The sequence below is a fragment of the Chthonobacter rhizosphaerae genome (assembly GCF_013839525.1).
Lineage (GTDB): Bacteria > Pseudomonadota > Alphaproteobacteria > Rhizobiales > Pleomorphomonadaceae > Chthonobacter > Chthonobacter rhizosphaerae.
Genome location: NZ_JACDIS010000003.1, coordinates 42115 through 67265, shown reverse-complemented (window position 1 = coordinate 67265; position 25151 = coordinate 42115). Strand labels below are relative to the sequence as shown.

Genomic DNA, 25151 nt, shown 5'->3' with positions numbered 1-25151 from the left:
TCGTCTGACCGGACCGGGATAGCCCGGTTCGGCCGCGCTTCAGTTGGTCTTGTAGTACTTCTGGTACTGCGCCGAGAGATAGGTTCTGGTGCTGTCGGCGGCGTAGAGGCGGTTCTTCTTGCTGTCCACCTTGTTGAGGATCACGCCCGCGCAGCGGTCGAAGATCTCCGGCTCGGACTGCACGGCCGACTGGATCACGGCGATCGGCAGCTTGCCCCACTCCACCACCAGCACCATGATGTCGAGCATGGGCATGACGATGCGCACGTCGACGATCGGGCCGATCGGCGGCAGGTCGAGGACGATGTAGTCGTACTCCTCGGCCAGGCGCTCCAGGCTGTTCTCCAGGAACGGCATGCTCAGGAGCTCGCTCGAGTGCACCTGCGGATTGCGGATGTTGATCGGCAGCACGCTGAGGCCGGTCGCCGGGTCCTTGTAGATCACCTCGCGGTAGTCGAGGTTCGATAGGATGGCTTCCGCGAGCCCGAGGTCGCAGTGCGGCGCCACCGCCCGCGAGGTCGCCGGGTTGCGGAAGTCCGTGTCGATCAGCAGAACCCGCTGCCCGGTGGACGCCACCAGGGTGGCGAAGTTCAGCGCCATGGTGGTCTTGCCTTCGCCCGGAACCAGCGAGCCGAAGCCGATGATGCGGGCGCCGGTGCGGCCGTAGCGCTGGCGGTTGGCCACGTGGCGGACGGCGCGAAGCGCCTCCGCGAAGGCCGACATCGGGTGGGTGGCGGCGAACTTCAGGATCGGCTGGGTGACCTGGACCACCGGCTCGCCTTCCAGAAGGTCCCGGTTGGACGGGTCCGGCTCCACCGTGTCGGACGGGCGCATGGAGACCAGCGGCACTTCACCGAGGAAGTCGAGGCCGAGGTACTGGCGCACGTGGTCGCCCGACCGGATGGTGCGGTCCCGGTATTCCCGCAGCGCGCCGAGGCCGACGCCGATGCCGAGCCCGAGAATGGTGGAAAGGGCCATGACCAGCGACGGTTTCGGGAAGCTCGGCCCGAGCGGCGCGCGCGCCTCGGACATCACCCGGATTTCCGAGACCGGGAAGGTCTGGTCGCGGGCGGCTTCCTCGTAGCGCTTCAGGAAGTCCTGGTAGAGGCTCTGGTAGACCTCGGCCTTCTGCTCCAGCTCCCGCAGGCCGACCAGCGTCGCGCTGATGTCCACGTTGTTGCCGAGCATGGTGCGGAAGCGCTCCTCCAGGGAGGCCTGGCGCTTGCTCGCGACCTCGTAGTCGCTGGCGTAGGATTCCGCAATGCGGCCGAGTTCGGCGAAGATCAGGCGCTCGAACTCGCGCTTCTCGTCCTCGAGCCGGCGCACCTGCTGGTGACGGGGCCCGAGCCGCGCCTCCAGGTCCGTCGCCCGCTTGGCGGCTTCCAGATACTGCTTGCGCAGGTCGCTGATCACGCCGCTGCCGAGGGCGTCCTCCACCACGGCGACCGTGTTCTTGCTGTCGATGATGGCCTTGATCTGGTTGTAGCGCGCCTGGGCGGTGGCCGTGTCGTTCTGGGCCTGGATGTACTGGTCGCTGAGCATGGCGAGCTGCTGGTCGCTCAGGAGCTTGCCGTCGGTCTGCGCCAGGTTGTTGGCCGCGCGGAATTCCTCCACGGCCGCCTGGGCGGTCTGGGCCTCGTCGCGCAGTTCCTCGAGGCGACCCTTCAGCCAGTCGCCGGCGCGCTGGCGCGCCTCGTAGCGGGTGTCCAGCTGCGAGGCGATGAACACCTCGGCGATCGTGTTGGAGATCAGCGCGGAATCCGCCGGGTTGTTGGCCGTGAAGGTGAACTCGATCGCCGCCGACCGGCCGAGCCGGTGGGCCATGAAGCCGCCGCTGAGGATGCCGCCGGACACCTCGGCCGGGTCCATGCCGTCCTCGGTCAGCCGGTTCTCGCGGAGCGCCGCGAGGGTCGGCTTCAGGGGCGACATGTCGGAAATCTTGGCGTAGTTCTCGTCCGTCGCCAGGGTCGAGGTGACCTTGTCGATCACCTGGCGCGACTGCGCCGTCTCGATGAGGCTGAGGAGGCCCGCCTCGTCGCTCGCGGCCGACTCGGTCCCGGCGGACTGGTTCACCACCTCCAGGAGCTTGGCGTCGATCAGGACCTGGGCCGAGGAGGTGTACTGCTTCTCGGCGACGGCCAGGAAGCCGATGCCGGCGGCCACGCAGAGCGCCACGCAGAGCCCGATCACGACCAGCTGGCGCCGTCCGGCTGCGAGCAGCTTGTCGAGGTCGATGGCATGCCCCGGCGCACGGCCGCCGTAGGGGTCCTGCAGGAAGGGCTGGTCGTCGTAGGAACCGCCGGGGCGCCCCATGTCGGCGCCATAGCCACGGCCGCCGTAAGGCTGCCCGCCGTAGGATTGTCCGCCATAGGCGGAAGCCGGGCCTCGATCAGCCTGCACGGTCATTTTCCTGGAAATGGGGACGGGTGAGATATCCAAAGCAACTCATCCTTCCATCAAAAAAATCAGTCCCGCCCGTCGGGGAAGGCAATCGGTAAACCGTTTATTCAGATCCATTATAATATGTCACTGTGTTTGGTTTCAACGCCCGGTCCAATGCCATTCGGGCTCTCTGCCGATGGCGTTAATTTCACCTGATCCAGTGAAAGCGGTCCGCAGAGCTTGGCCAGACGCGCCGACATTCCAGTTCATTTCAAGCGGTTGCCCCATTCTTCTCGACTGCCGGTCGTCCGCCGACCGGCGCGGCCGCGATGGGCCGCTCGTCCGACAACACAAGTCAACGCCCGCCGCCCGCCGCCGTTCCCGTCCGGACCGGAGGCCGGCGGAAGCGGGCGGACGACCGGAACGCGGCCTCGTTGAGAAGCTGTCCCGCGAGATGGAGCCCGACCGGCACGGACGTGAACGTCCGCGCCGCGGCCCGCAGGTCGCGCGACTTCACGGCCTCGATCATATTCCGCCACTGCAACCGACAGTCGACGCTCGTGTAGTGGGCGTCGAGAGCCGCCACCACATCGGGGGGAAGCCCCGGGATCGAGCGGATCGACCGGTTCGCCCGGCGGAACTGTTCGAGGTCGTGGATCGAATGGCGGGCGCTCAGGCTATCCGGACGAGTCACCGCCACGTAGCCGCAGGCGGGGACGAGGCGCAGCCGCGCCCCGGCCGCCATGAGCCGGCAGTACAGGTCGAAGTCCTCGCCGAGCCTCAGGGATTCGTCATAGCGCAGGCCTGCGCCGGTGAACCGCGACGCGCGGATCAGCGGCTTGATGAAGCCGAGCTCCTTCCGGACCACGCGCTTGCGGGTCACGTTGGAGAGGATGAAATCGGAAAGGCTCACGTCGGTCGGCAGCGGCAGGGTGCCGTCGAGGAGCGTGGCGCCCACGGGCGCGTCCGGGCTGGCGACCTGGTACATGTCGTCGGCGATGAGGTCGGCGCCCGCCGCGTGGTCGAGGAGACGGCCGAGCCGGCCGTCCAGCATGTAGTCGTCCGCGTCCAGCACGGTGATCCAGTCGGCCGTCACGTGCCGGAGCGCGCGGTTGCGCGCCGCCGAGGGGCCGCCGTTCCGGGCCTGCCGGATCACGACCAGCCGGCCGGAACCGTCGTCCATCGCGCGCGCCGCGTCGGCCGTGTCGTCGGACGAGGCGTCGTCCACCACCAGCACATTCAGGGCTTCCGGCTGGGCGAGCGCGGAGCGAACCGCGCGACCGACCGTCGCCGCGCTGTTGTAGGCGGCGATGAGGACGGCAACCGTGCGCGACCCTTCTGGCTCTTCCATGCGTGGCAGTCCCGTGGCGTTCTGAAGCTCAAAACGTCTGATCTAGATATGTCCATCCAACGCGTCGAAAAAAAGGACGCCGCGGTGTCGGGAGCGGACGGACCTCTCAAGACCGACAATAACCGGATCGGCTCATCGTTCCTGAATCGCAACGGGGCATCGCTCATAAACCTTAACGCCCGCGCGAGGTGTGGATAGACGTCGTTCGACGTTTGCCGTCACCGTAAACCAAAAACATAGCATACATTTGCATATTTCTAAACGAAATGGGAGTGTTCGGGCCTCGGTACAAGGAAGAGGCCCCGGGATCTCGTTAACGATCTTCGCAAGTTCGAGTGGAACGCGCAGCCCGGCCGCCGCTTCGACCGAGAAAGTCCCCAGATCGCCGCCGCTGTCTGCGACGGGACTGGTCGCGAGGTGCTGCCATGAAACTGTCGACCGCAATCGCCGCCTTGATCGTCGCCTTCGCCCTGCCGGCGAGCCCGGCCGCGGCTCAATCCGCCGCCGAGCCCGCGCAGGAGAAGTCCGGTTCCTTCGTCGAGTCGTTCGAGTTCCTGTCCGACGCGAAGTGGGTGCGGTCGGAAGGCTGGCGCAACGGCGAACACCAGTCCTGCACCTGGTCGCGGGCCGAGGCCGCCACCATGGTCGGAGCCCTGGAGCTGACCATCCGCAAGCGCCCGCGGAACGGCACGCCCTATACCTGCGCGGAGGTCCAGTCGGCCGGCCGGCTCGGGTTCGGCACCTATGAGGCCCGGCTGAAGGCGGCCCGTGGAAGCGGCGTCCTCAGCGCGCTCTACACCTACATCGGCACCACCCACGGCGCCCCGCACCACGACGGGATCGAGATCGCCTTCCTGGGCCGGGACACGACCAAGCTTCAGCTCAACTACTACGTGGGCGGGCAGGGCGGTCACGAGACGGTGATCGACCTTGGATTCGACGCCGCGGAGGAGTTCCACACCTACGGCTTCACATGGACGAAAGACAATATCGTCTGGTATGTGGACGGCAAGGTCGTGCACGAGACGCCGGCCGGAGCCGCCGTTCCGCAGCTTCCCGGCATCCTGTTCATGACCACATGGTCCGGCGCCGAGTCCATGATCGACTGGCTCGGCCCGTTCGAGTTTCCGCAGAAGCGGCCGATCTTCAGCGCGGACTGGGTGACGTTCCAGGAGGAGGGGGACGGGCTCGACGAGTCCGACCTCGAACACCTGAGGATGGGCGTGGGATCCTGGGCGGGACCGCGGCGACAGGGATAGATGAGCGATGCAGATCTACACGGCCTCGATCTCGCACCCGGATCACAACGCGCCCTACGCCATCCTGGCGGTCGCCGCGACGGTCTACATCTACTCCTATGCGACCGTGTTCGGATCCGTGCTGCTCCTGGCCGTGTACGGTCTGTGGTTCCTGCCCCTGCTCCTCAGGCCGAGCCTCTTCCGCTTCCAGGTCTCGGACGTCTTCATCTACGGGCTGTCGCTGATCGCGCTGATCTCGACCTTCTGGTCGGTCTATCCGGATCTCACGCTCCGCGGCAGCATCCAGCTCATCACGACGATCGCCTGCGCGGCGATCGCGGCCTTCGTGGTGTCGCCCTACAGTCTGGTGCGGGGGCTGCTGATCGGCTGCACGATCACGGCCCTCCACTCCTATGCGGTCGGGACCGCCGACATGACCGACCCGGACGCGCCGCTCGCCGGCCTGTTCGGGTCGAAGAACCAGCTCGGCCTTGTGGCCGCCCTCGGTGTTCTCTCCATGGTGGCCCTGCTCCTCGCCTACGAGCACGGCCGGCTGATGCGCCTCGCCATCCTCGGCGCCGGGGCGGTCTGCGGCTACATCCTCTACCTCGCCCATTCGGTGACGGCGCTCATCACGATGGGGGCCGCCATCTTCGTCACCCTCTGCATCTTCATGCTCGGCCGCCTGTCCCCGGGCATGCGCACGATCGTGGTGCCGTGGACGCTGGTCGGCGCGGGTCTGGGGCTCGTCCTTCTCACCTCCTTCGTGTCCACCGCCGACGTGTTCCAGGCCGTCGGCAAGGACCCGACCCTCACCGGCCGGACCGACATCTGGGACGTCGGCTATGAGGAATCGCAGAAGTTTCCGGTGCTCGGCGGCGGGTACCAGAGCTTCTGGGTGGAGGGAAACCCGGGCGCCGAACGCATCTGGGCCGCCTTCGGCATCGCCGAGAAGTCGGGCTTCCACTTCCACAACGCGTTCATCCAGGTCCAGGTGGAACTCGGGGTCGTGGGCTTGATCGCCTACACGCTGATGATCGTCGGCATCCTGTTCCGGCTGAGCCTCGCGTTGTTCGCCTCCTTCGTGGCGCGGCGGGTGCTGGTCTATATGATCTTCACCGTCTTCTTCCTGACGCGCACGACCGCCGAGATCGACTTCTACGGCCAGTTCGGCATCGGCACCTTCATCATGTACCTGATCGCGGTGCAGACGGCCCACCAGCTGAACTCCGTGAAGGCGTCGGTCCACATGCCCATGATGATCCGCCGTCCCCGGCCCGTGCCGCCGAGGCCGGCGCCATCGCCGCCGCCCGGCACCATTCCGTTTCCGGTCGAACCCGCGCCGGCCGCCGGGCGGGCGCCGCGCCGACCGGACGCCGCTTCACCCCGACGGCCGGCGCGCGACCGTCCTCGTTAACTTTTGCCGCCGGACGGGAACAGGGCCGGTCTCCGTCCGTTTCTCTTCCCGTGTCTGAGGCGGGACCGCTTGAAACCGCCTCTGAAGCCCGCCCAGATGCGGCCGTCCGCTTGGCGGGCGTCAAACTTAGGTGATAGTCTAAGTGTAAATACGACGTCGTGCCGGTTCCCGTTTTCTGGGGGCCTTCAGCCCTGGCCGATTTCAAGGCCGATCTTCACGGGCCGTCTTTGTTTGATTGACGAGAAGCGAGCATCGATGATCAACGCGATACTGAAACGCGCCGTCCTCGGGTCGGCCGCCGTGTTGTCGGTTCTGACGGGCCCTGCCTGGTCCGCCGAGTCCTTTGTGGATCATTTCAATTCGCTGTCGCAGACCCGCTGGTTCATTTCCGACGGCTGGACCAACGGCGACCATCAGAACTGCGTCTGGTCGCGGGACCATGTGAAGCTGCAGGGCGGCTTCCTGAACATCACCCTGACCGACCGGGCGCGGAACGACCGCAAGTTCAGCTGCGGCGAAATCCAGTCCAACGAGGCGTTCGGCTACGGCACCTACGAGGCGCGGATGCGCATCCCGGTCGGGAGCGGCATCAACAGCAACTTCTTCAGCCACATCGGCGCGCCGCAGAAGCAGCCGCACCACGAGATCGACTTCGAGTTCCTCGGCCGCCTGCCGGAGACGGTCCAGCTCAACTACTATGTGGACGGGGTCGGCAAGCACGAGTCGATCGACCCGGCGCCCGGAGCCCACACCGGCTACGAGCGCTACGCCTTCGTGTGGGAGCCGGACCGCATCGCCTGGTACATCGGCCACACGCTCGTCCGCGAGGAGAAGTCGCCTCCGCTGCCGTCCCTGCCGCAGAAAATCTATTTCAGCGTCTGGGCGACGGACACGTTGATCGACTGGATGGGACGCTTCGCCTACGAGGGCCCCTACGAGATGAGCGTCGACTGGGTGGCCTTCACCGCCGCCGGGGACTTCTGCCAGTTCCCGGATTCCATCGTGTGCGAGCTGAAGCAGAAGTGAGGCGCGCCATGTCATCGGCCGCGAAGTCACTGGACGAGGTGAGGCGGTCGCGACTGAACGTCCTCGCCCCCACCCGCTACCCCTGGCGGTTCAACTCGCCACGGGCCTCCCGGCACGCGATCGTCAACCGGAACTTCCTCCCGCTCAACTACATCTCGCCGAAGATCGAGGGCGTGACGGCCTTCCTGCCGAGCCTCGGACCCCGGTTCGACCTGATCCATGCGTTCAACCGGATCCCGATCGGCACCACGCCCTTCGTGATCGGGTTCGAGTCCCATCTGCCCCGGGCCTTCGGGCTGGAGCATTCGGTCTACTTCCGCAAGCTCACCGAGGTGCTCGCCGGCCCCCGGTGCCGGCGCATCGTGGCCATCTCGAAATTCGCGGAGAACACCTTCCTCGACCAGCACCGCGACAGCCCGCATCTGGCCGCCCTGCGGGCCAAGCTGACCATGCACTATCCCACCATGGTCATGCCCGAGGTGGCGCCCCTGGATCCGCCCGCGCCGGGCGAACCGCTGAAGCTTCTCTTCGTCGGCAACCACTTCGCCCGCAAGGGCGGCTGCGTGGCGCTCGTCGCCGCCCGGATGGCCAGGGAGCGCGGGCTCGCCGTGGAGATGCACGTGGTCTCCCGCCTGGAGGTGGGGCCGTCGTCGTGGGTCGATCCCACCGACCCGGCCTTCTTCGAGGAATACCGGCCGCTCCTGTCGCTGCCCAACGTGGTGTTTCACGGCGTGCTGCCGAACGACAAGGTGCTGGAGCTTACCCGCGCGGCGCACTTCAGCCTGCTGCCCACGTTCAGCGATACGTTCGGCTACACGGCGATCGAGTCCATGGCCTACGGCACGCCGGTGATCGCCACCGCGCAAGGGGCGCTGCGCGAGTTCATCGAGACCGGGGTCAACGGCAAGAGCCTCAGCATTCCGCTGACGCCCCAGGGCGAATGGCTCCACATCAAGACCGCCGACCGGGGGACGCCCGAGTTCCTGGCTCTCCACCGGCTCGCCGTCGCCGATCTCGCCGACCAGGTGATCGCCTATCTGGAGGGCGTGGCCGCCGATCCGTCCGCCTATCCGGCCCTTCGCGCCGGCGCCCGGGGCACGGCCGAGCGCCTCTTTTCGGCCGAGACCGGCGATCGCTTCTGGGACGCGCTCTACGACGAGGTGGTGCCCGACGCCTGAGTTCGGAGGCGAAGTCCCGGATCGCGACTGGAGACGGCCCGCCCGGAGCGGGCCGTTCTGCTTTCACCCGCCGCCCGGACGGCCGGGCCGGCGCCGTCAGCCGAGCGGGTGGCCGGACCGCACCTTGCGGCGCAGGGACAGCCGGCGCAGCGGCAGATCGAGGGCGGCGTCCACCCAGTCGAGGACGCGCGGGGCCGCGTTGAAGCGCGCGAGCTCCGACAGGTGCAGCTTGAGCACCGTGGCCTTGCGCGACTCCATGGTCCAGAGCACCAGCCGCCGCAGATAGTAGCGCCGGTAGGCCTTCAGCAGCGCCTTGTATTCGGCCGGCTCGAACACCGCCTCGCCGAACGTCTTCAGGAACAGCATCCAGTCGATGAAGTGCGTCCGGCGCGGGTGCATCTCCAGGTGCGACACGGACGATTCCTGGACGCGGACGAGGCAGAGCTCATCCTGCAGGAAGCCGAACTTGCCGAGGGTCAGCACCCGGAAGGCCGCGTCGGTGTCGAAGCCGTGGGCGAAGCGGCGGTAGTAGCCGGGCATCGTCTTCAGCACCGATGTCCTGACCAGGAGGTGCGGGCCGATGATCACGCCGTCGCCGCGCAGCACCATCCGCGTCGCTTCGGGGCCGGTGAAGATCGAGCGGTCCTTCGGCCAGTGGGTGGGATGGATTTCCTTCACCTGGCGGCCATCGACCATGCCCTCGACCGTCGCGCCGGTGCCCACCAGGACGATCTCCGGGTCTTGTCGGGCGAGCGCGATGCAGCGCTCCGTGTAGGTCGGGTGCACCGTGTCGTCCGCGCAGAGAATGCGGAAGAAGTCCGCCCCCTCCGGCACCGCGTCGACACCGCGAATGAAGTTGTCGATCTGCGGGATGGTCTCGTCATGGTAGTGCGCGATGACCGGGATCTCGCGGCCGACGTAGCGCTCGATGATGGCCCGCGTTCCGTCGGTGGACCCGTTGTCGATCACCACGTGGACGATGTTGCGATAGGTCTGCGCCTGGACGCAGGCGAGCGTCTCCTCGATGAAGTCGGCGCCGTTGTAGACCGGGGTGACGAAGACGACGAGCGGTTCGGATGAGGGCGACATGGCACGATCCAGGCGTTGAAGGCAAAAACCACTAAGGCCCAAAGGCCCGCTTTCATGGCGAGCGGCCCCTTCCGGGGTCGCCTCGGGTCAGCGCGACGGCGCCATCTCGGCGGGCGCGGGTTCCGCGCCCTTGCCCGGCGCCTCGTTCGCGCCGGCCGGGGAGGGCGCCGGGGCGGCTCGGCCGAACGCGGCCCGCAGCCGCTTCAGGCGTCCACCGATCGGGCTGGAGAAGAGCCGCGCCGCCGTCGGCCGCGCCGCGAACTGGCGGAGCGCCGCCGCGAACCGCCGCGCCTTCAGGTGCTCGATCAGCACCAGCATGGCATGGGCGTCCCGCAGATTGGCGTCCCGCGCCGCCTGGGCCTTCCGGCTCGGCGCGTCGAGCGCGTAGCGGGACAGGAAGGCCTCGTCAGCCCGCCGGATGTCCTCCACGTCGGGCGCGGTCAGCACCCGCGAGATCGACCCCGGGCGGATGAAGTAGAGATAGCCGTCCGTCGGCTCCACCGCGCAGTGGGCGCCGGCCGCGAGGCATTCCGCCATGAAGCGGTAGTCCTCGCCGATCCGGATCCCCGCGTCGTAGCGGATGCCCGCCTCGCGCAGGAAGGCGGTCCGGAACAGGGGCTTCAGGTAGCCGTAGTTGAATTCCTTGCGGAACAGCATGTTCGACCGGATGAAGTCCGGCAGGGTCAGCCGCTCCATGCGGGCGAAGGCGGCGGAGGGAAACATGGGCTGCGGCGCGCCGCCACCCGGGCGAACCACGCGGAGGTTGTCCACCACCACGTCGGCCTTTGCGGCCCGCGCGCGGGCGACCATCCGGCCGATCCGCCCCGGCTCGATCAGGTCGTCGGCGTCGAGCACCGCGATCCACTCGCCCCTGGCGAGGGCGAAGCCATGGTTGCGGGCGACGCTCGGCCCGCCGTTCCGCTCCATCCGGACGTAGCGGATCCGTGGGTCGCCGACGGCGCGCACCACGTCTCCCGTGGCGTCGGTGGAGGCGTCGTCCACCACGATCACCTCGATCGACGGCCCGGTCTGGGCGAGCGCGCTGGCGAGCGCCGGCGCGATGAAGCCGGCGGCGTTCCAGGCTGGGACGACGATCGAAACGTCAGGGCGCGTAGCCGGGGTCATCGACGCGTCCATATTGCTGCAGGTCGCGCGCACCGAGGAGGCTCGCCATCACGCCGGCGTGGAGGGCGCCGCGGAGAGCCCAGGCGCGGGCGCGCACCGGGTTGAACATCAGGCCCGCCGCGGCGAGGCCGCAGACGGCCACCTTGGAGGCGGCCTTCACCAGAAGCAGCGTGCGGCCGCCAGAGCCGCCCCGCCGGTCGCGGACGATGAGCGAATGGGTCTGGCCCGACCGGAAGCGCCGCCGCATCAGCCAGCCGAAGCTCTGGCGCGAGCGCGGCACCGGCTCGGTCAGGAGGGCGTCCGGCGCATAGGCGATCCGCGCGCCCGCCGCATGCATGCGGTGGAAGAACTCCGTGTCCTCGCCGCCCGAGCGGCCGAGTTCCAGGCGGAAGCGGCGGCCGACGAGGGCCGGCGACGCCCGGTCGATGAGGACGTTGCAGCTGTAGCCGGTGCGGATCTCCCCGCCCACCCAGACGGGCCGGGTGGCGTGAAACCGGCCGCGGCGCATCCAGCGCGGGGCGTCGGCCGCGTAGGTGGCGTCCACCGGGCCGAGCACCACGTCCGCGCCGGTTTCCGCCCAGACCGCCACGATGCAGTCGAGCCAGCCGGCCGTCGCCACCTCGTCGTCGTCGATGAAGGCCATCAGGCGGCCCGTCGCGGCGTCGAGCGCGGCGTTCCGCGCGATGGAGATGTTGCGGCCCGGCGCGTGCACATAGTCGATCGGGACGGGCGACGCGGCGGCGCTCGCGGCCACCAGGGCCTTGGCGCTCGGCTCGTCGTCGTTGTCGATCACGACGATCCGGACGGTCCACCCGTCCGGCACCGCGCACCGGATCAGCGACGCGAGGGTGTCGGCGAGCGAGGGCCGGCGGAAGGTACAGACGCAGACGTCGATCTGGCGATCGGTCCCGATCATCGCGCCGTCACCGATCCTGGCGGGCGAACGGATGGCGCAGCGCCTGCCACCAGAAGCCGGCGGACCAGCCGAGCTGGATGATGATCGCCGCCACGCCCGACATCATGCCCGGCAGGCTGCGCTCGTTGATGCCGATCACCACGCCCCAGATCAGGCAGAGGCCCGCCCAGGCGGCGGCCGGCACGGCGGCGAGCCAGGAGACCGGTGCCGCCAGCGCCAGGAGCACCATCGGCAGGATCAGGAGCGGCACGATCTGGCGGATCTTGATCGAGCCGTGCTTGGCGATGGTGCGCGCCCGGCCGCGGCCGTAGCGGAAGTACTGCATGAACAGCTTCCACGGGGTCTCGCGGGAATAGTAGTTGATCGCCGTCGCATTGGTCAGCCAGCACTTGAAGCCGGCCTTGGCGAGGCGCATGTCGAGCTCGGCGTCCTCGTTGTGCGAGAAGGTCGGGTCGTAGCCGCCCACCGCCTCGAACGCCTTCACGCGGATCAGCGCGTGGTGGCCATGGTCCACCCACTTGCCGCCGCTCTGCAGGCTGCGATGGGCCGAGCCTCCGTTGCCGAGCGGCGAGTTCTGGGCGGCCGCGGCGGCGCGCTGGAAGAACTTCTTGCCCTCGGTCTTCATGCTGACGACCACCGAATCCGCGCCGGTGCGCATCGCCTCGGAGACCAGCACCCGGCAGAAGTCCGGCGGGTAGGACGAATGGGCGTCCACGCGGATAAGGTAATCGAAATCCTTGCCGAGCGCCTGCACGGCCATGTTGACGGCGGCGCTCTGGAGGCGGTGGGGATTGTCGATCAGGACAACGTTGCTGTGCCGGGCGGCGAGATTGCGGGCGATCTCGGCCGTGCGGTCGGTGCTGGCGCCATCCACGATGGCGATCACCAGCTTTTCGAAGCCGACTTGGCGAAGGAGGTCGGCGACGACGCCCTCCAGGGTCTTCTCCTCGTTGAAGCAAGGCACGACGATCAGGGAGGGCTCGTAGAGCGCGCTGTCGACGGACAGCTTGACGTTCACCGAATGAAGCCTGGTGTCACTCTCGATGACCGAGTTTTCCGGCAGAGATTTCAGCCAGTCGTGGCTGGACGGAATGGCTTGTAGGGTCACGAGAACTCATCCCTCTAAATACATAGTATGCGAATGCGAAAGTCCAACGCGTCAAGTCTTATCAAGCTCTGAGCTATAGTGCCGGCACCGGTCGGTCATCTTCGGGGCTTTGGCATGAACCTTGGTGTTCCGCATCAAACTGAAAAAGTACTAAAATCATTTTCGACGGAGAGCGGGGCGCTCTCTTGAAGCTTCGACATACAGGACGTACCCCAAGCCTCACATCAAAAATATAGCATAATCTATGGTTTGCCAGCGCCGCCTTTGGTCATCCCCTCAGATCTCAACACAGCGTTAACACTGCAGCCTGTCCGGCTTCCAAGATCGCCGGCCGGTCTGCTCGTCCCTGGCCGGTGCGGTCCATCTGCCCCGGCCGCCGGAGCATCCAACCCCGGCCCTTGTGCGATAAACGGGCGCGCGGTCGTTTTGTTCCGGGGCCGACAGAATTCGTCGTCGGTCTTCGCGTTCAGCTGCTCACCTTCGCGCGCAATCGCAAGACGAAGGAGGGCTGTCAGGGTCTGTGCTCGAGATATGTATTGACATAGCATCGAAAAATTCTGTGCTTGGCGAGTGTCAATTAGCAGATGAAAAGTATGAATAGGTTACCGGATGCCAAAAAGTTGAGAGCGATGGCGCTGAACACTCAGTTGAAACCGTTGAGGGCTCTTCATACTGTTCAGGTTCAGGCTGCCGCTCCGGCTGTCATTCTGCTTTCGGCTCCGCTTCGTCCTGCACGCCCCGAGCACAACCATAGACACGGCGACGCGCTCTCGTTGCGATCAGACGGCCTCGGTCCCGAGCCCGGTGCGCCTGGCACGCCGACCATGGCGCGCGTGCGCGGGTCGGCGGCCGCCAGACTCCCCGTCCGGCGGACGCGCCCTCGTCGAGCCCGCGGGTGATCGCCGGTTCAGGTCGGTCCAGGCATTCGATCACCGATCCGGTCGGGCACAAGTGCGTATTCAACCGCCCCTGGTTGCAGATCCGGCGCTGGTTCGCCCTGTTTTCCGATCAAATTCTCGGACCTCCAGAGCTGAGCCGGCGTCTTTGGCGTGAATGCCGCGCGATTCGAAAAGATGAAGACGCCACCCGAACAGGCCTTGTCATAGGGTTAATATTTAGTGAAACTTTTGTGACAGGCGTTTCTCGACGAAATCATCGTCCAGGCCATTCGGGGTGGATCACGGTTCGCTGGCGGCGGCGTGCCGGGATCCGGAGCCGGACGAGACAACGGGGGTGGACAGGAGTGATCCGTCATGCTCGGAACGTTCGGCCTGCTGGCGAGGGGGTTCTACGACACTCCGGCCATTGACGCTGAGATCCGCGGGGGAGCGCGGCCCACGTCCGAGTTCCACGCCCTGCAGCAGTTCGGCGGGTTTCGGATGGTGGACATCAGCCCGCCCAAGGGCGTCGAGGAAAGCTGGCTCGGCTTCTTCTCCAGCCCGCGGCGGATCTGGCCGGTGCGCCGGGCCGTCAAGGATCTCGGCGCGCTTGTGGCGGCCGGCGAGGACGTCGGCCTGCCGACCTTCCTCGGCCTGACGGCCTATGGGGTCCGGATCCCGATGGTGTGCATCCTCCACGGCACCTACTTCGAGAGCCCCCGCTTCAGGGCGCTGATGCCGGTCATCCGGGCCATGCGGCACATCCACTTCCTCGGTCTGTCCCGGGCGGTGACGGATCATCTGGTGACGGAGTTCGGCATGCCGGCCGAGCGCACGGGCGTGATCACCGCCGGAGTCGACACGGCCTTCTTCGCGCCCGCGCCGCTCCGGGGGGAGGGGGTGATCGCCAGCGCCGGTGTCGCCTTCCGCGACTACGACACGCTGTTCAAGGCCGTGGAGGGTCTGCCCGCTCCCGTGGAACTCGCCACCAACAGCGCTTGGATCGCGTCGGTCAGGTTCGACGCTCCGCTGCCCTCCAACGTGAAGGCCGGCGAACTGCCCATGTACACGGGGCTCCGGGACCTCTACGCCCGGTCCCGCTTCGTGGTCGTGCCCACCCAACCCGCCCCGTTCGCGTGCGGCTATTCGGTGATCGCCGAGGCCATGGCCATGGGAAAGGCGGTGATCGCCACCTACAACCCTGGCCACAGCGACCTGATCGTCCACGGCGAGACCGGCCTCTACGTGCCCTGCCGCGATCCGGACGCCATGCGCGCGGCCATCGTGCGCCTTCTGGAGAACCCGGCGGAGGCCGCCCGGATGGGCGAGGCCGGACGCCGGCGGGCCGTGGAGACCAACACCATGCCGCTCTACGCCGCGCTGGTGCGCCGGCAGGTGGCCGCCCTGGCCGACCGGGTGATGAGCGCCGCGGTGCCGCGTCCGGTGTCCTCCTAGAATTTCATTCGACGAGGTCGAAGACTCTGGCCCGGGAGAGAATGGCCCGGCTCGGTCAACCGGGAGCGCCGTTTCGACCTGCCGGCTCCTTCGGGTCTGCACGACCTCCAGACCTCTCCCACCGCGTCCGGGCCCGCGATCCGTCGCCCGGACCGCTCCGGTCGCCCGGCCCTTCCGGTCGTCGGCCGAGACGTGTCAAAACATGCGGATCGTTTTAACCAGTTTCTGCTCTTCCTGGGCATAAACCGTCGTGGCGCGCGTTGACGCCTGTGCATGGTCGGAACCATGGACCATGGGCTTGCGTCTTGAGCCGGTCCGGTCCAGTCCGGCGGTCGCTCGCCGATCTCGGCGACGGTGAACGACGGCGGGGCGCCGGATGGCGCGCCCGCCAATGCTGAAGAGAGCATGATGGCGTCTGCGCTGCGTATCGCCTACCTCGTCCACAACACCCACGACGCCGCCGTCCTGAGGCGCGTCCGCATGTTCCAGCTCGGCGGAGCCACGGTCGAGGTCGCCGGCTTCCGCCGCTCCGACGCGCCGCCGAAGCCGCTCGGCGGGGTACGGCCCGTCGATCTCGGTCGGACGCGCGACTACGGCTTCGTCCACCGCAGCGCCGCCATCGGCCGGGCGGGCCTGCGTCGCGACAGCGTGACCGAGATGGTGGCGCGGGCGGACATCGTGGTCGCCCGCAGCCTGGAACTCCTCGCCTATGCGGCCTCGCAGGCGCGCCTCGCCCGCAAGCCGGTTCCGATCGTCTACGAGTCCCTCGACATCCACCGGCTGCTCCTCTCCAAGGGCCCCGTCGGCACGGTGCTGAGGACGTTGGAGACGGCGCTCGCCAAGCGCAGCGCCCTTCTGATCACCTCGTCGCCGGGCTTCGTGCGCAACTACTTCGCCCATCGGGACGGCTTGAAGTCGCTGCCCGTCCTCCTCCTGGAGAATAAGCTGCTGCTCGAAACGGCGGATCTGCCTGAACTGCCCGCGCCCGCCCCGTTGGGGCCGCCCTGGCGGATTGGCTGGTTCGGCGCCCTGCGCGATTCCAAGAGCTTCGACCTTCTCACCCGGGTGACCGAGAAGCTGGACGGAAAGCTGAAGGTGGTGATGCGCGGCATCCCGACCGAGGCGGAGTTCCCGAACGGCCTCGGGCCGGACGTGATGCCGCCGCACATCGAATATCGGGGCCGCTACGTCTATCCGGACGACATCACGGACATCTATTCGGACGTGCACTTCACCTGGGCGGTGGACTTCTTCGAGGAGGGGCTGAACTCCAACTGGCTCCTGCCCAACCGCATCTACGAGGGCGGCCTCAACAACGCCGTGCCGATCGCCCTCGGCAGCGTGGAGACGGGCCGGATGCTGCAGCGCCTCGGCACCGGCGTGATCGTCGAGAACGACCTGGAGACGACCCTGGTCAACATCTTCTCCAGCCTCACGCCGGAGCGCTACCTGGAGCTCCGAGCCAGGGCGGCGGCGGTGCCGCGGTCCAACTGGGTCACCATGCCGGCCGACTGCGCCGCCCTGGTGGACCGCCTGTCGGAGGTGGTCCACCATCCGCGCCGGCGCCACGCCTCATGACTTGACGTCGGCGCCCGCCGGCAAGGCCGCGACCCGCACGCCGCCCACCTCCCGGATGCGGCGGGCGGGCCGGATCGACGATCCTCCATGGCCGATGGCGTGGGTGGCCTCCACGTTGGCGACGATCTCCGCCGCGAACCGCTCCAGCCGCGCCACGTCCTCCGCCTCGAAGGTGCGGGTCCGGGTGTCGATCACGCACAGCGTGCCGATCACCACGCCGGTGGAGAGCCGCATGGGCGCGCCCGCATAGAAGCGGATCCCGTTGTTGCGCAGGGTGGGGTCGTCGGCGAAACGCGGGTCCTTCTGGATGTCCGGGATCACGAGCACCGACTCCTGGCCCACCAGGTGGCCGAGGGAGGCGAGCTCGTGGGAGACGCCCGCCGGCCCGCCCGCGGCGGTCGGGGCTGGCGCCGCATCCGTGGCCGCGGCGGATGCGTCCGCCTGGGCCGGGTCGGGGAACTGCTCGGCGAGGGCGACGAGCGCGATCGGCGTCCCGAACGCGGCCGCCACGTCGCGGGTCGCGTCGCTGAAGCGCTCGGTCCGGCGGGCGTCGAGGCCCATCTCCTTGAGGACGTTGGCCCGATCCGGATCGGATTCCGCCGGCGGCACGGCCCCAGCAGGCGGATCGCGGCGTACCCAGGCGCAGATCTGGTCGCGGGCGACGCCGAGCGACGTGGCGACCGCGTCCGCCCCCGTGGCCGCGCTGCGCCGCCGCGTCGCGTCCGCGTCCTCGCTGGCGTTGAACGGGCAGACGATCACCCGCAGGCTCGGCGCCCGGCGCTTCAGCTTGCGGCAGACGTAGCGGGCGTAGACCTCCGGATGCGGGTGCATGTAGGCGAGGCAGACGACCTCCACGCCGGTGAGGTCGAGCTGGCCGAGCGCGTCCTGGGTGACCATGATGGGCGGCAGCGCGCGGACGCCGATCCGGTCCTCCCTCAGCACGCTCGCCACCATCTCGGCGGCGGCCCGGTCGAGTTCGCTCCGCCCGGCGATGCAGAGCACGGGCATGTCCTCGCCGGTGCGACCGTTCGGCCCGGCTCTCGATGCGGCCTCGGTCTCCTCCTCGCCGCGCCGCTCCTCCGCCAGGTCGTCCAGGTCGCGCACCACGCAGATCGCGGTGTCCGCGACCGTACGCCGGTAGCCGCTTTCGGACGTGCTCCTCTGGCCGTCGTTCTCGGCCATCCGGAGCGCCGGGATCGCCACCTGGTCGTAGAACTCGCGCGTGGAGGTTTCCGCCACATAGGCCTCGGCCAGCTCCACGGCCTCCTCCAGGTTGCCCGCGAGCAGGCGCTGGTAGAGCCGCTGCTCGGGCGCGAGCACCGGGTCGTTGCCGAGGAGGACTCCGAGAAACTCCAGCTGCGGCACGTAGCGGCCGATCGCCACCAGGCACACGGTCAGCGGCGTCGCCAGGAACAGGCCGACCGGCCCCCAGAGCGTCGTCCAGAACACCGCCGCCATGATGATGGCGAGCGACGACAGGCCGGTGCTGGACCCGTAGAGCCAGGGCTCCACGGCGTTGTTGCTGATGAGCTCCACCACCAGGAAGAGGGCGATCACCCAGACCAGCATCCACCAGCCGGGGTCCACCGCGAAGGCGAGGGCGAGCGGAAACAGGGCCGCGAGGAACGGCCCGAGGTAGGGGATGAAGCGCAGCACGGCCGCCATCAGGCCCCACAGGACCGCGTTCGGCACGCCGATGAAGTAGAGGCCGATGCCGATCGGAATGCCATAGGTGATGTTCACGATCAGCTGCATCAGCAGGTAGCGGCTGACCCGCCCGCCGGCGTCGTTCAGCGCCTGGGTGCTCTTGTGCAGGTCGCCGGCGCCGATCAGCCGGATGAACCGGTCGCGCAGGTCCTCCCGTTCCAGGAGCACGAAGATGAGGAATACCACCACCATGCCGGCGGTCGCGAGCGGCGCCAGCATCGGGCCGACCACCGTCTGGATCACCTGGATCGGGCTGGCGGCCGGCGGCTCCACCCGGACCGGGATCGGCTCCCGTTCGGGCTCCTCGCCGCTCGCCTGCTCGGCCGCCTTCTCGGTCTTCTCGTCGGCGCGCTCCAGCCCCTCGCCAAGGTCCCGGACGGTGCTCGTCAACCGTTCCAGCACGCCGCCGCCCGGCGCGTCCGACTGCAGGGAGTCGAGCTTGCGTTCGATGGTGTACTGGTATCGCGGCAGGTTGTCGGCGAGGCTCACGAGCTGAGTGCCGACCAGCAGGCCGATGCCGGCGATCACCACCAGGGCGAAGGCCACCACCGCGATCACCGCGGCCACCCGCGGGATGCGGAGCTTGCGAAGGCCGGTGACCAGCGGCGACAAGGCGAACGCCAGGAGGATCGCGAGCGCGAACGGCACGAAGATGTCGCGGCCGAAGTAGAGCCCGCCGATGGCGAGCACCAGCCCGCCGGCCGTCAGCATGGAGAAGCCCTGGCTCGTCGGCGCGGGTGGGACGGGCGTTTCGGCCATGGCTGTCGCAATCCTCGTCTGTCGCCGGCGTGGGCGTGACGGCTTGAACGCGCCGACCCGCCGGTTTGATCCCGGCCGAGGGCGAGCCCGGCGAGGCTTCCGCGTCAAGGCTCGATGAAACATCGTCCCGCCCCGGGGATTAGACCGGTTCCGGCGGCTGCGCCGCCCCGTCCGAACCGTCCTCGAGGCCCTCGCCATGCCAGCGTCCAGCATCTCCCGAACCGGGTCGGAGGCCGACTGCATCGTCGTCGGTGGCGGGCCGGGCGGCCTCATCGCGGCCACCTATCTCGCCCGCTATCACCGGACCGTGGTGGTGGTGGACGCGGGCGAGAGCCGCGCGCGCTGGATCCCGGTCAGCCACAACACGCCCGGCTTCCCCGAGGGCGTGACCGGGCCGGATCTCCTCGCCCGCCTGCGTGTCCAGGCGGAGCGCTACGGCGCCTACCTGGTCGACGGCCGCATCGACGCCATCACCGGCAGGGCGGGCGACTTCAAGGCGGTGGGGGAGGGGATCGCGGTGACGGCGCCCATGGTGGTTCTCGCCACCGGCATCGTCGACATCATGCCGGGCTTCGCCGACTACGAGCGCGCCATCGAGGCGGGTCGGCTGCGCTTCTGCCCGGTCTGCGACGGCTTCGAGGCGACCGAACAGCGGGTCGGGATCGTCGGCCCGCCGGACCGGGCCTTGAGGGAAGGGCGCTTCCTGCGGTCGTTCACCGACCGGGTGGCGCTGATGCGCCTTGCCGAGCATGCCCCGTTCGACGCGGACACGATGGGGAGCGCCGAGCGGCTGGGGCTGCGCGTGGTGACGGAACCGGTGGTCGATCTCGTCCACGACCTCTGCGGCATGGTGGCCGTCTACGAGGGCGGCGTCCGCGAGACCTTCGACACGCTCTATCCGGCGATGGGCAACCTGCCCCGCAACACGCTCGCCGCCGCGCTCGGGGTCGCGTGCAACCCGGTCGGCTGCGTCCTGACCGACCCGCACCAGCGCACGAGCGTGGACGGCGTCTACGCGGTCGGGGACGTGGTGAACGAGCTCAACCAGATCGCCGTCGCCGCCGGCCATGCGGCCATAGCGGCGACGGACATCCACAATCGCCTGACCGCGCGGGAGCGGCCGCCGGCATGAGCCCGCGGCGCGATCCTCGGTCGGCTCGGGCGCTCAGCGCGGCGCCTTCACCGGCGAGGGACGAACCGAGGAGACCAGCCGCGGCTTGCAGGTGGCGCAGAACCAGCGCCCCGGGATCACGTCGTTGCCGCACACCATGAGCTGGGACGGCGCCACGCCCTGGACCACGTCGAAGAGCGGGTTGCGGCACCGGAACGCGCCGGCGTCGAGAAGCGGGACGGCGCGCGGGTTCGCGCTGCGGACGGCGGACTGTTGGGCTTGCATCGACTCACCAGGCTGGAACGGATGGGACTGCCTTGTGCGGCCGATACGGTTAACCATCCGTTTCCGAGACGTTTTCAACTTTCCGCGTCGTCGGTGCGGCACCTTTCGCGTTCCCGGGCGTTGACGTTCCCAAGCCGGTCCGTCGGGGGCTTTCGCCGGCGCCCGGACGGCCGCGTGCGACGAGCCCGGAGAAGAGACATGACAGGACCGCACCGCGCCGCCGTCTCGCCCGCCGAACGCACCTTTCCGGACGATCCCGCGAAGACGCGGCTCGATCCGGCGCCGCCGAACAACGACCCGGACCTCGACGAGGACGGCCTGCCGAAGGGACCCGGCTCGAACCCCGACGCGGAACGCCTCCGCAAGGGCATCCACACGGACGACTGAGAGCGACGTCGATGACACCGGAGCGCACGTCACCGGGTGATGGTCAGGCCGCCCAGCAGGCGGACGAGATCGGCCTGGCGCGAGACGCCCACCTTGGCGAACACGCTCTTCAGCTGCGTGCGCACCGTGTCGACCGAGACGCCGAGCGTGCGGGCGAGGTCGGCCGGCGTCTTGCCCTCCATGATGCCCTTGGCGACGCGCGCTTCCGCCCGTGTGAGATCGAACAGCGCCTGGAGGAGGGACGAGCCGGGCACGGCCGCGGCCGACACGGGCGTCACCATCAGGAAGGCGTTGGCCGAGGCGAACACGTCGCGGGCATTGCGCCGGACGGGCACGAGGTGGGCCACCATCGCCGGATGGGCGTGCGTGGCCGGAAGCGCGATGGACGCCACCTGGGGCATCAGCTGCGAGGCGAGCCGGTCGAGCGCATCCTTCAGAAGCGCGTCCGGAGCCGACCCCGCCAGCTGGACCCGATCGCGCCGGTCGAGAACAACGGACGGCATCATGGCCGTCAGCAGGTCGTTGGCGGCGATCAGCCGGCCGGAATGGGACAGCACGCCGGCGGGAAGCCCCACGGCCGCCAGGGCGGCCGCCGCGGCGCGCGCCTTCTCGAACCCGAGGCGGGCCGACAGGAGGGCGGCCCGGTGGAGGTCCGGCCGCAGCGTCTCCAGCCGGGCGATCACCTCCGGCTCGAACGGGCCGCGCCGGTGGCTGCGCTCGATGTTGAACACGAGGAGGTCGCCGGACGGCATGGTGATCAGCGTGCCGGTGCACCAGCCGCCCCCGTTCTGGCGGAGGTAGGCGATCATCGGGTCGCGGTCCATCTCCTCGGGCGTGAACATGTCCTGGTCGGACACGAAGCCCGGCAGGTCGAGCTTCAGGGCGCGCTCCACGCGCGTGTTCCGGGCCATCCACCCGTCGGCCAGGAAGCGCGCGAGAAGCGGCTCCACCTCGCGGGAGGAGACCCAGTTGGTCCGGGTCGGCGAAGCCGTGAAGCACATGGAGCCGAGCGCGTCCGCCTCGCGGGTCAGGCCGTCGAGGAGGTCCGGCCAAAGCTCCGGCACGAGAGCAGCCTCATAGATGCTGTCGACGAACGCGTTGAGATCCATGACCCGTCCTGGTGGCACGAGAAAGGCTTTACGTCCCGCTCGGTGAACTTGGGCAGAGAACGAGGATTATTGCTGGATGTAATATACATAGCAAGCATCGACGATAGATGATGTCATTAATTGCACCCTCCTTCAGCGGAACGCGTCTGGGGTACGAAAACCTTTCGGGTTGTTAACCAGTCGCCCGGAATAAGCCGACACCCGAGCCGTCAAGCCGTTCGGGAGGGCCAGCGTGCAGGAGTTCGGCATGAGGCAGCGGATCGACGAGACGGCGGCGAACCTCGGCGTCGGCGGGACGGACCTGTCGGCCACCGGGATCATCGACATACCGCCCGACGCCCTGGTCTACGCCGTCGGCGACGTTCACGGCTGCCTTCGGGAACTGCTGGACCTGGAGGCCGTCATCCTGGCGGACGCGGCCGGCGCGCCGGCCACCGTGGTCTATCTCGGCGACTACGTGGATCGCGGCCCGCTGAGCTCCGGCGTCGTCAACCACCTCATCCAGCCGTCGCCGCCCGGCATCACTCGCATCTGCCTGCGCGGCAACCACGAGGAATACCTCCTCGGCTTCCTGTCCGAGCCCGGCGCGAATGCCGGCTGGCTGGACGTGGACGGCCGCCTCACGCTCGCCTCCTACGGGGTGGAGGTGCCGAGGCGCGTCAACGGCAGGGTGGCCCAGTCGGTCCGCGCGGAGGCTCTCCAGATGATCCCGCCGGAGCACGTCGCCTTCCTGTCCGGGCTGCCGTTCATCGCCCGGACGGAGGGCTACGTCTTCGTCCACGCCGGCCTTCGGCCGGGGGTGGATCTCTCCGCCCAGTCCAAGGTGGATCTGCTCCTCTTCAAGGACTGGCACCTCGCCCGGCACGTGGAGGCGCCGTTCCGGATCGTCCACGGTCATACGGTGCGGTTCACGCCGCTGATCGACGAGCGACACATCTGCCTCGACACCGGCGTCTGGCGCACCGGTCGGCTCACCGCCGCGCGGTTCCGCGACGGCGAGGTCGCCTTCCTGGACAACACCGGCCGGATCGCCGCCGCCAATGCGGGCGCCCGCCCGTCCCTGCGGGTCCTCGCTGGAGGCGCGCGCCCGGGCATGGGTGGCCCGTCCGCCGGCCTCGCCGCCGGCACCGCCGCCGTCACCCCCGTCTCCGCCCTCGCCGGCGGTCGATCCTGGCCGGCCGCCGGCGCGCCCGGACCGGGTGCGTCGCCGCCGAGCCCGGTGCTTCCCGCCTCGGTCTACGATGGCGCGCACGCCGGCCCGACGTTCGGGGTCGCCGCCGCGGCCTCGCAGCCGCCGCCGCGCCAGCGGCACCTGGCGGCCGCCGCCGCGGCCGCGCTCATCCTCGGCGCCACCGGCGCGCTCTGGGCCGCCGACTGGTCGCCGTTCCAGACCGGCGCCAGCCGCACGCCCCCGGCGGCGGAGGCCGCCGCCGGCGACCGGTTCGCCTCCGCAAGGCCGTCGGCGGACGCCGCTCCGCCGGAGCTCCGCCCGAGGATCGAGCCGCCGCCCGCCTCCGCGGACACGCCGACCGGGGCCGTTTCGATGGCGGACGTGGGCCTCGGCGCCCTGTCTCCTGACCGGACGACCTCGTCCGCTCCCCCGCGCGTCCCTCCGCTCCCGGACCTGGACGAGCGCGTCCCGCTCGCCGCCCCACCTGCCGCGACGGGAGACGTGCGACGCGCCGAACCGAGGCCGCCGAGGGTCATCCTTCCTCATCCGGCCCGCGCGCCCGACCCGGCGCCGGCGGCCGACGCGCCGCAGCCCGCGCCGGGCATGGACGCGCGCGCGCCGAGCCTCGGCACGCTTCGGCCGACCCGGGAACCGGTCGATCCGGCGCCCGGCGGTACGGAGGTCGCGGCGATCGCTCCCGACCTGGCGGCGCCGCCGCGCCCTGTGCCCCGCCCGGCCGCTCCGGAGCCGGAGGCGGGCTTCGCGCCAGCCGCCGAACCGACCGGCGAGGAGGAGGCGATCCACTTGCCGCCGACAGGCGAGGCGGAGCCCGCCGCCGCCGAGGGCGCCGGGTTCGCGGCCGATGGCTGCGCTTCGAGCGCCGACCCGGCGGCGTGCCTCGCGGCGGCCGGCGTCGAGCTCGGCACGGCCGCGGCCGTGGCGGGTCTCGCCGCCACCGGCCCGCTCGCGCCCGCGCCGCCGCGCCTCCAGGCGTTCGACCATGCGCTCGGGCCGTGCTGCGACAGCGACGGCGCGTTCGAGAAGAAGACCGAGACCGCCAAGGCCGCGCCGGCCCGGTCGGCCAAGAAGGCCAAGCGCGCCAAGCGCCCGCGCACGAACCGGGTGCGGCGCTGGCAGCCGCCGGCGGTCGACTTCGCGGTGGAGAAGGATCGACGCGTTCCCGTCCAGCCGTCCCGACGCCGTTCGTCGACGCTCTGGTTCCCGGTCATCGGCGGAGGCGCCGACACGGGCCGCGAGGTGGCGGCCGCCACGTCCGGCCGGAGCGGGCCCGGGCGGGGCGGATCGTCCGGCGGCGGGTCCGAGTCGTCCGGCGGTGGATCGGCGCCTTCCGGCGGTGGATCCGCGCCCTCCGGTGGGGGCGGCGCGCCTTCCGGCGGAGGCGGCGGGCCTTCCGGAGGAGGCGCCACCGCGGGCGGGAACGCCGGCTCTCCCGGCGGGTCCGGCTCGGGCGGATCGTCGCCGTCCGGCAGCGGCTCGACCGCGTCTCCCGGCGGCGGATCCGGCCCTGGCGGCGGCCTCGGTTCGGCCGTGGGCGGGGTCGGCTCGGCGGTGGGCGGCCTTGCGGGCGGTCTCGGCGATGCCCTCGGCGGCGGAGGCCGCGGCCGTGGCAAGAGCGACGGCAAAGGCGGTCGTGGCGGCGACTCGAAGGGCGGCGAGTCCAAAGGCGGCGACTCGAAGGGCGGCGGCGAGTCCAAAGGCGGCGGTGGCGGCGACTCCAAGGGTGGCGGCGGTCGCGGCAGGGATTGACGGCCTTGATGCCTATCGAACCTGTGGATCGCACACCCGTACGGACGTTCACGATCGGGCATACTGCCGAGCCACCGGCGCGCACCGCGATATCGGTCGCAGATCAGACAATCG

The 25151-nt window shown here is 69.4% G+C and carries 18 protein-coding genes; 9 read left to right on the top strand and 9 right to left on the bottom strand.

What is annotated here, in order from left to right; all coding sequences use genetic code 11:
• Window positions 1–39: 39 nt before the first annotated feature.
• On the bottom strand, window positions 40–2400 hold the full coding sequence (locus HND91_RS06560) for an AAA family ATPase (protein WP_181705755.1): 2361 nt from the start codon (window positions 2398–2400) through the stop codon (window positions 40–42).
• A gap of 337 nt (window positions 2401–2737) precedes the next feature.
• Window positions 2738–3733 (bottom strand): glycosyltransferase family 2 protein, encoded by a 996-nt coding sequence (locus HND91_RS06555; RefSeq protein ID WP_181705754.1) that lies wholly within the window; start codon window positions 3731–3733, stop codon window positions 2738–2740.
• Between the two features lie 425 nt (window positions 3734–4158).
• Here HND91_RS06555 and HND91_RS06550 point away from each other — a divergent pair, with 425 nt between their 5' ends.
• The 4 genes from HND91_RS06550 to HND91_RS06535 all read left to right on the top strand — a co-directional run bounded on the left by HND91_RS06550 (window position 4159) and on the right by HND91_RS06535 (window position 8592).
• Entirely contained in the window at window positions 4159–4992 is an 834-nt protein-coding gene (locus tag HND91_RS06550) for a family 16 glycosylhydrolase (protein ID WP_181705753.1), read from the top strand.
• Between the two features lie 7 nt (window positions 4993–4999).
• Window positions 5000–6388 carry an O-antigen ligase family protein gene (locus HND91_RS06545; protein WP_181705752.1) on the top strand — a complete coding sequence of 463 codons (1389 nt, stop codon included), beginning with the start codon at window positions 5000–5002 and terminating at the stop codon, window positions 6386–6388.
• Between the two features lie 255 nt (window positions 6389–6643).
• Complete coding sequence (locus HND91_RS06540) at window positions 6644–7414, top strand: family 16 glycosylhydrolase (RefSeq protein WP_181705751.1); 771 nt, start codon at window positions 6644–6646, stop codon at window positions 7412–7414.
• Window positions 7415–7422: 8 nt separating this feature from the next.
• Window positions 7423–8592: a glycosyltransferase family 4 protein gene (locus tag HND91_RS06535; protein ID WP_181705750.1), complete on the top strand. Its 1170-nt coding sequence runs from the start codon at window positions 7423–7425 to the stop codon at window positions 8590–8592.
• Window positions 8593–8688: 96 nt separating this feature from the next.
• Here HND91_RS06535 and HND91_RS06530 read toward each other — a convergent pair whose 3' ends face one another.
• From HND91_RS06530 to HND91_RS06515, 4 genes are all read right to left on the bottom strand, one after another.
• Window positions 8689–9681, bottom strand: coding sequence for a glycosyltransferase family A protein (locus HND91_RS06530; RefSeq protein WP_181705749.1), 993 nt, complete (start codon window positions 9679–9681; stop codon window positions 8689–8691).
• Window positions 9682–9768: 87 nt separating this feature from the next.
• Window positions 9769–10806, bottom strand: coding sequence for a glycosyltransferase family 2 protein (locus tag HND91_RS06525; protein WP_181705748.1), 1038 nt, complete (start codon window positions 10804–10806; stop codon window positions 9769–9771).
• Window positions 10784–11722 carry a glycosyltransferase family 2 protein gene (locus tag HND91_RS06520; protein ID WP_181705747.1) on the bottom strand — a complete coding sequence of 313 codons (939 nt, stop codon included), beginning with the start codon at window positions 11720–11722 and terminating at the stop codon, window positions 10784–10786. The genes HND91_RS06525 and HND91_RS06520 overlap by 23 nt, the downstream gene beginning before the upstream one ends.
• A gap of 7 nt (window positions 11723–11729) precedes the next feature.
• Window positions 11730–12728, bottom strand: a complete 999-nt coding sequence (locus HND91_RS06515) for a glycosyltransferase family 2 protein (RefSeq protein ID WP_181706066.1) — start codon at window positions 12726–12728, stop codon at window positions 11730–11732.
• Window positions 12729–14083: 1355 nt separating this feature from the next.
• Between HND91_RS06515 and HND91_RS06510 the strand changes: the two genes are divergently transcribed.
• The gene (locus HND91_RS06510; RefSeq protein WP_181705746.1) at window positions 14084–15163 is read left to right on the top strand and encodes a glycosyltransferase family 4 protein; all 1080 of its coding nucleotides are present in this window, start codon (window positions 14084–14086) and stop codon (window positions 15161–15163) included.
• A gap of 408 nt (window positions 15164–15571) precedes the next feature.
• Window positions 15572–16741 (top strand): glycosyltransferase family protein, encoded by a 1170-nt coding sequence (locus tag HND91_RS06505; protein WP_181705745.1) that lies wholly within the window; start codon window positions 15572–15574, stop codon window positions 16739–16741.
• On the opposite strand, the gene HND91_RS06500 is transcribed toward HND91_RS06505, so the two are convergent.
• Entirely contained in the window at window positions 16736–19207 is a 2472-nt protein-coding gene (locus tag HND91_RS06500; RefSeq protein ID WP_181705744.1) for an AI-2E family transporter, read from the bottom strand. The genes HND91_RS06505 and HND91_RS06500 overlap by 6 nt on opposite strands.
• Window positions 19208–19403: 196 nt before the next feature.
• On the opposite strand from HND91_RS06500, the gene HND91_RS06495 reads away from it, so the two are divergent.
• A complete protein-coding gene (locus tag HND91_RS06495; RefSeq protein ID WP_181705743.1) occupies window positions 19404–20339 on the top strand; it encodes an NAD(P)/FAD-dependent oxidoreductase in 936 nt (311 codons plus the stop codon).
• A gap of 33 nt (window positions 20340–20372) precedes the next feature.
• Here the strand turns inward: HND91_RS06495 and HND91_RS06490 are convergent, their stop codons facing one another.
• Window positions 20373–20603, bottom strand: coding sequence for a hypothetical protein (locus HND91_RS06490; protein WP_181705742.1), 231 nt, complete (start codon window positions 20601–20603; stop codon window positions 20373–20375).
• 198 nt (window positions 20604–20801) lie between these two features.
• On the opposite strand from HND91_RS06490, the gene HND91_RS06485 reads away from it, so the two are divergent.
• Window positions 20802–20990 carry a hypothetical protein gene (locus tag HND91_RS06485; RefSeq protein WP_181705741.1) on the top strand — a complete coding sequence of 63 codons (189 nt, stop codon included), beginning with the start codon at window positions 20802–20804 and terminating at the stop codon, window positions 20988–20990.
• A gap of 29 nt (window positions 20991–21019) precedes the next feature.
• Here the strand turns inward: HND91_RS06485 and HND91_RS06480 are convergent, their stop codons facing one another.
• Window positions 21020–22099 (bottom strand): helix-turn-helix transcriptional regulator, encoded by a 1080-nt coding sequence (locus tag HND91_RS06480; RefSeq protein ID WP_181705740.1) that lies wholly within the window; start codon window positions 22097–22099, stop codon window positions 21020–21022.
• Between the two features lie 247 nt (window positions 22100–22346).
• On the opposite strand from HND91_RS06480, the gene HND91_RS06475 reads away from it, so the two are divergent.
• The gene (locus tag HND91_RS06475; protein WP_181705739.1) at window positions 22347–25037 is read left to right on the top strand and encodes a metallophosphoesterase family protein; all 2691 of its coding nucleotides are present in this window, start codon (window positions 22347–22349) and stop codon (window positions 25035–25037) included.
• The last annotated feature ends 114 nt before the right edge of the window (window positions 25038–25151 follow it).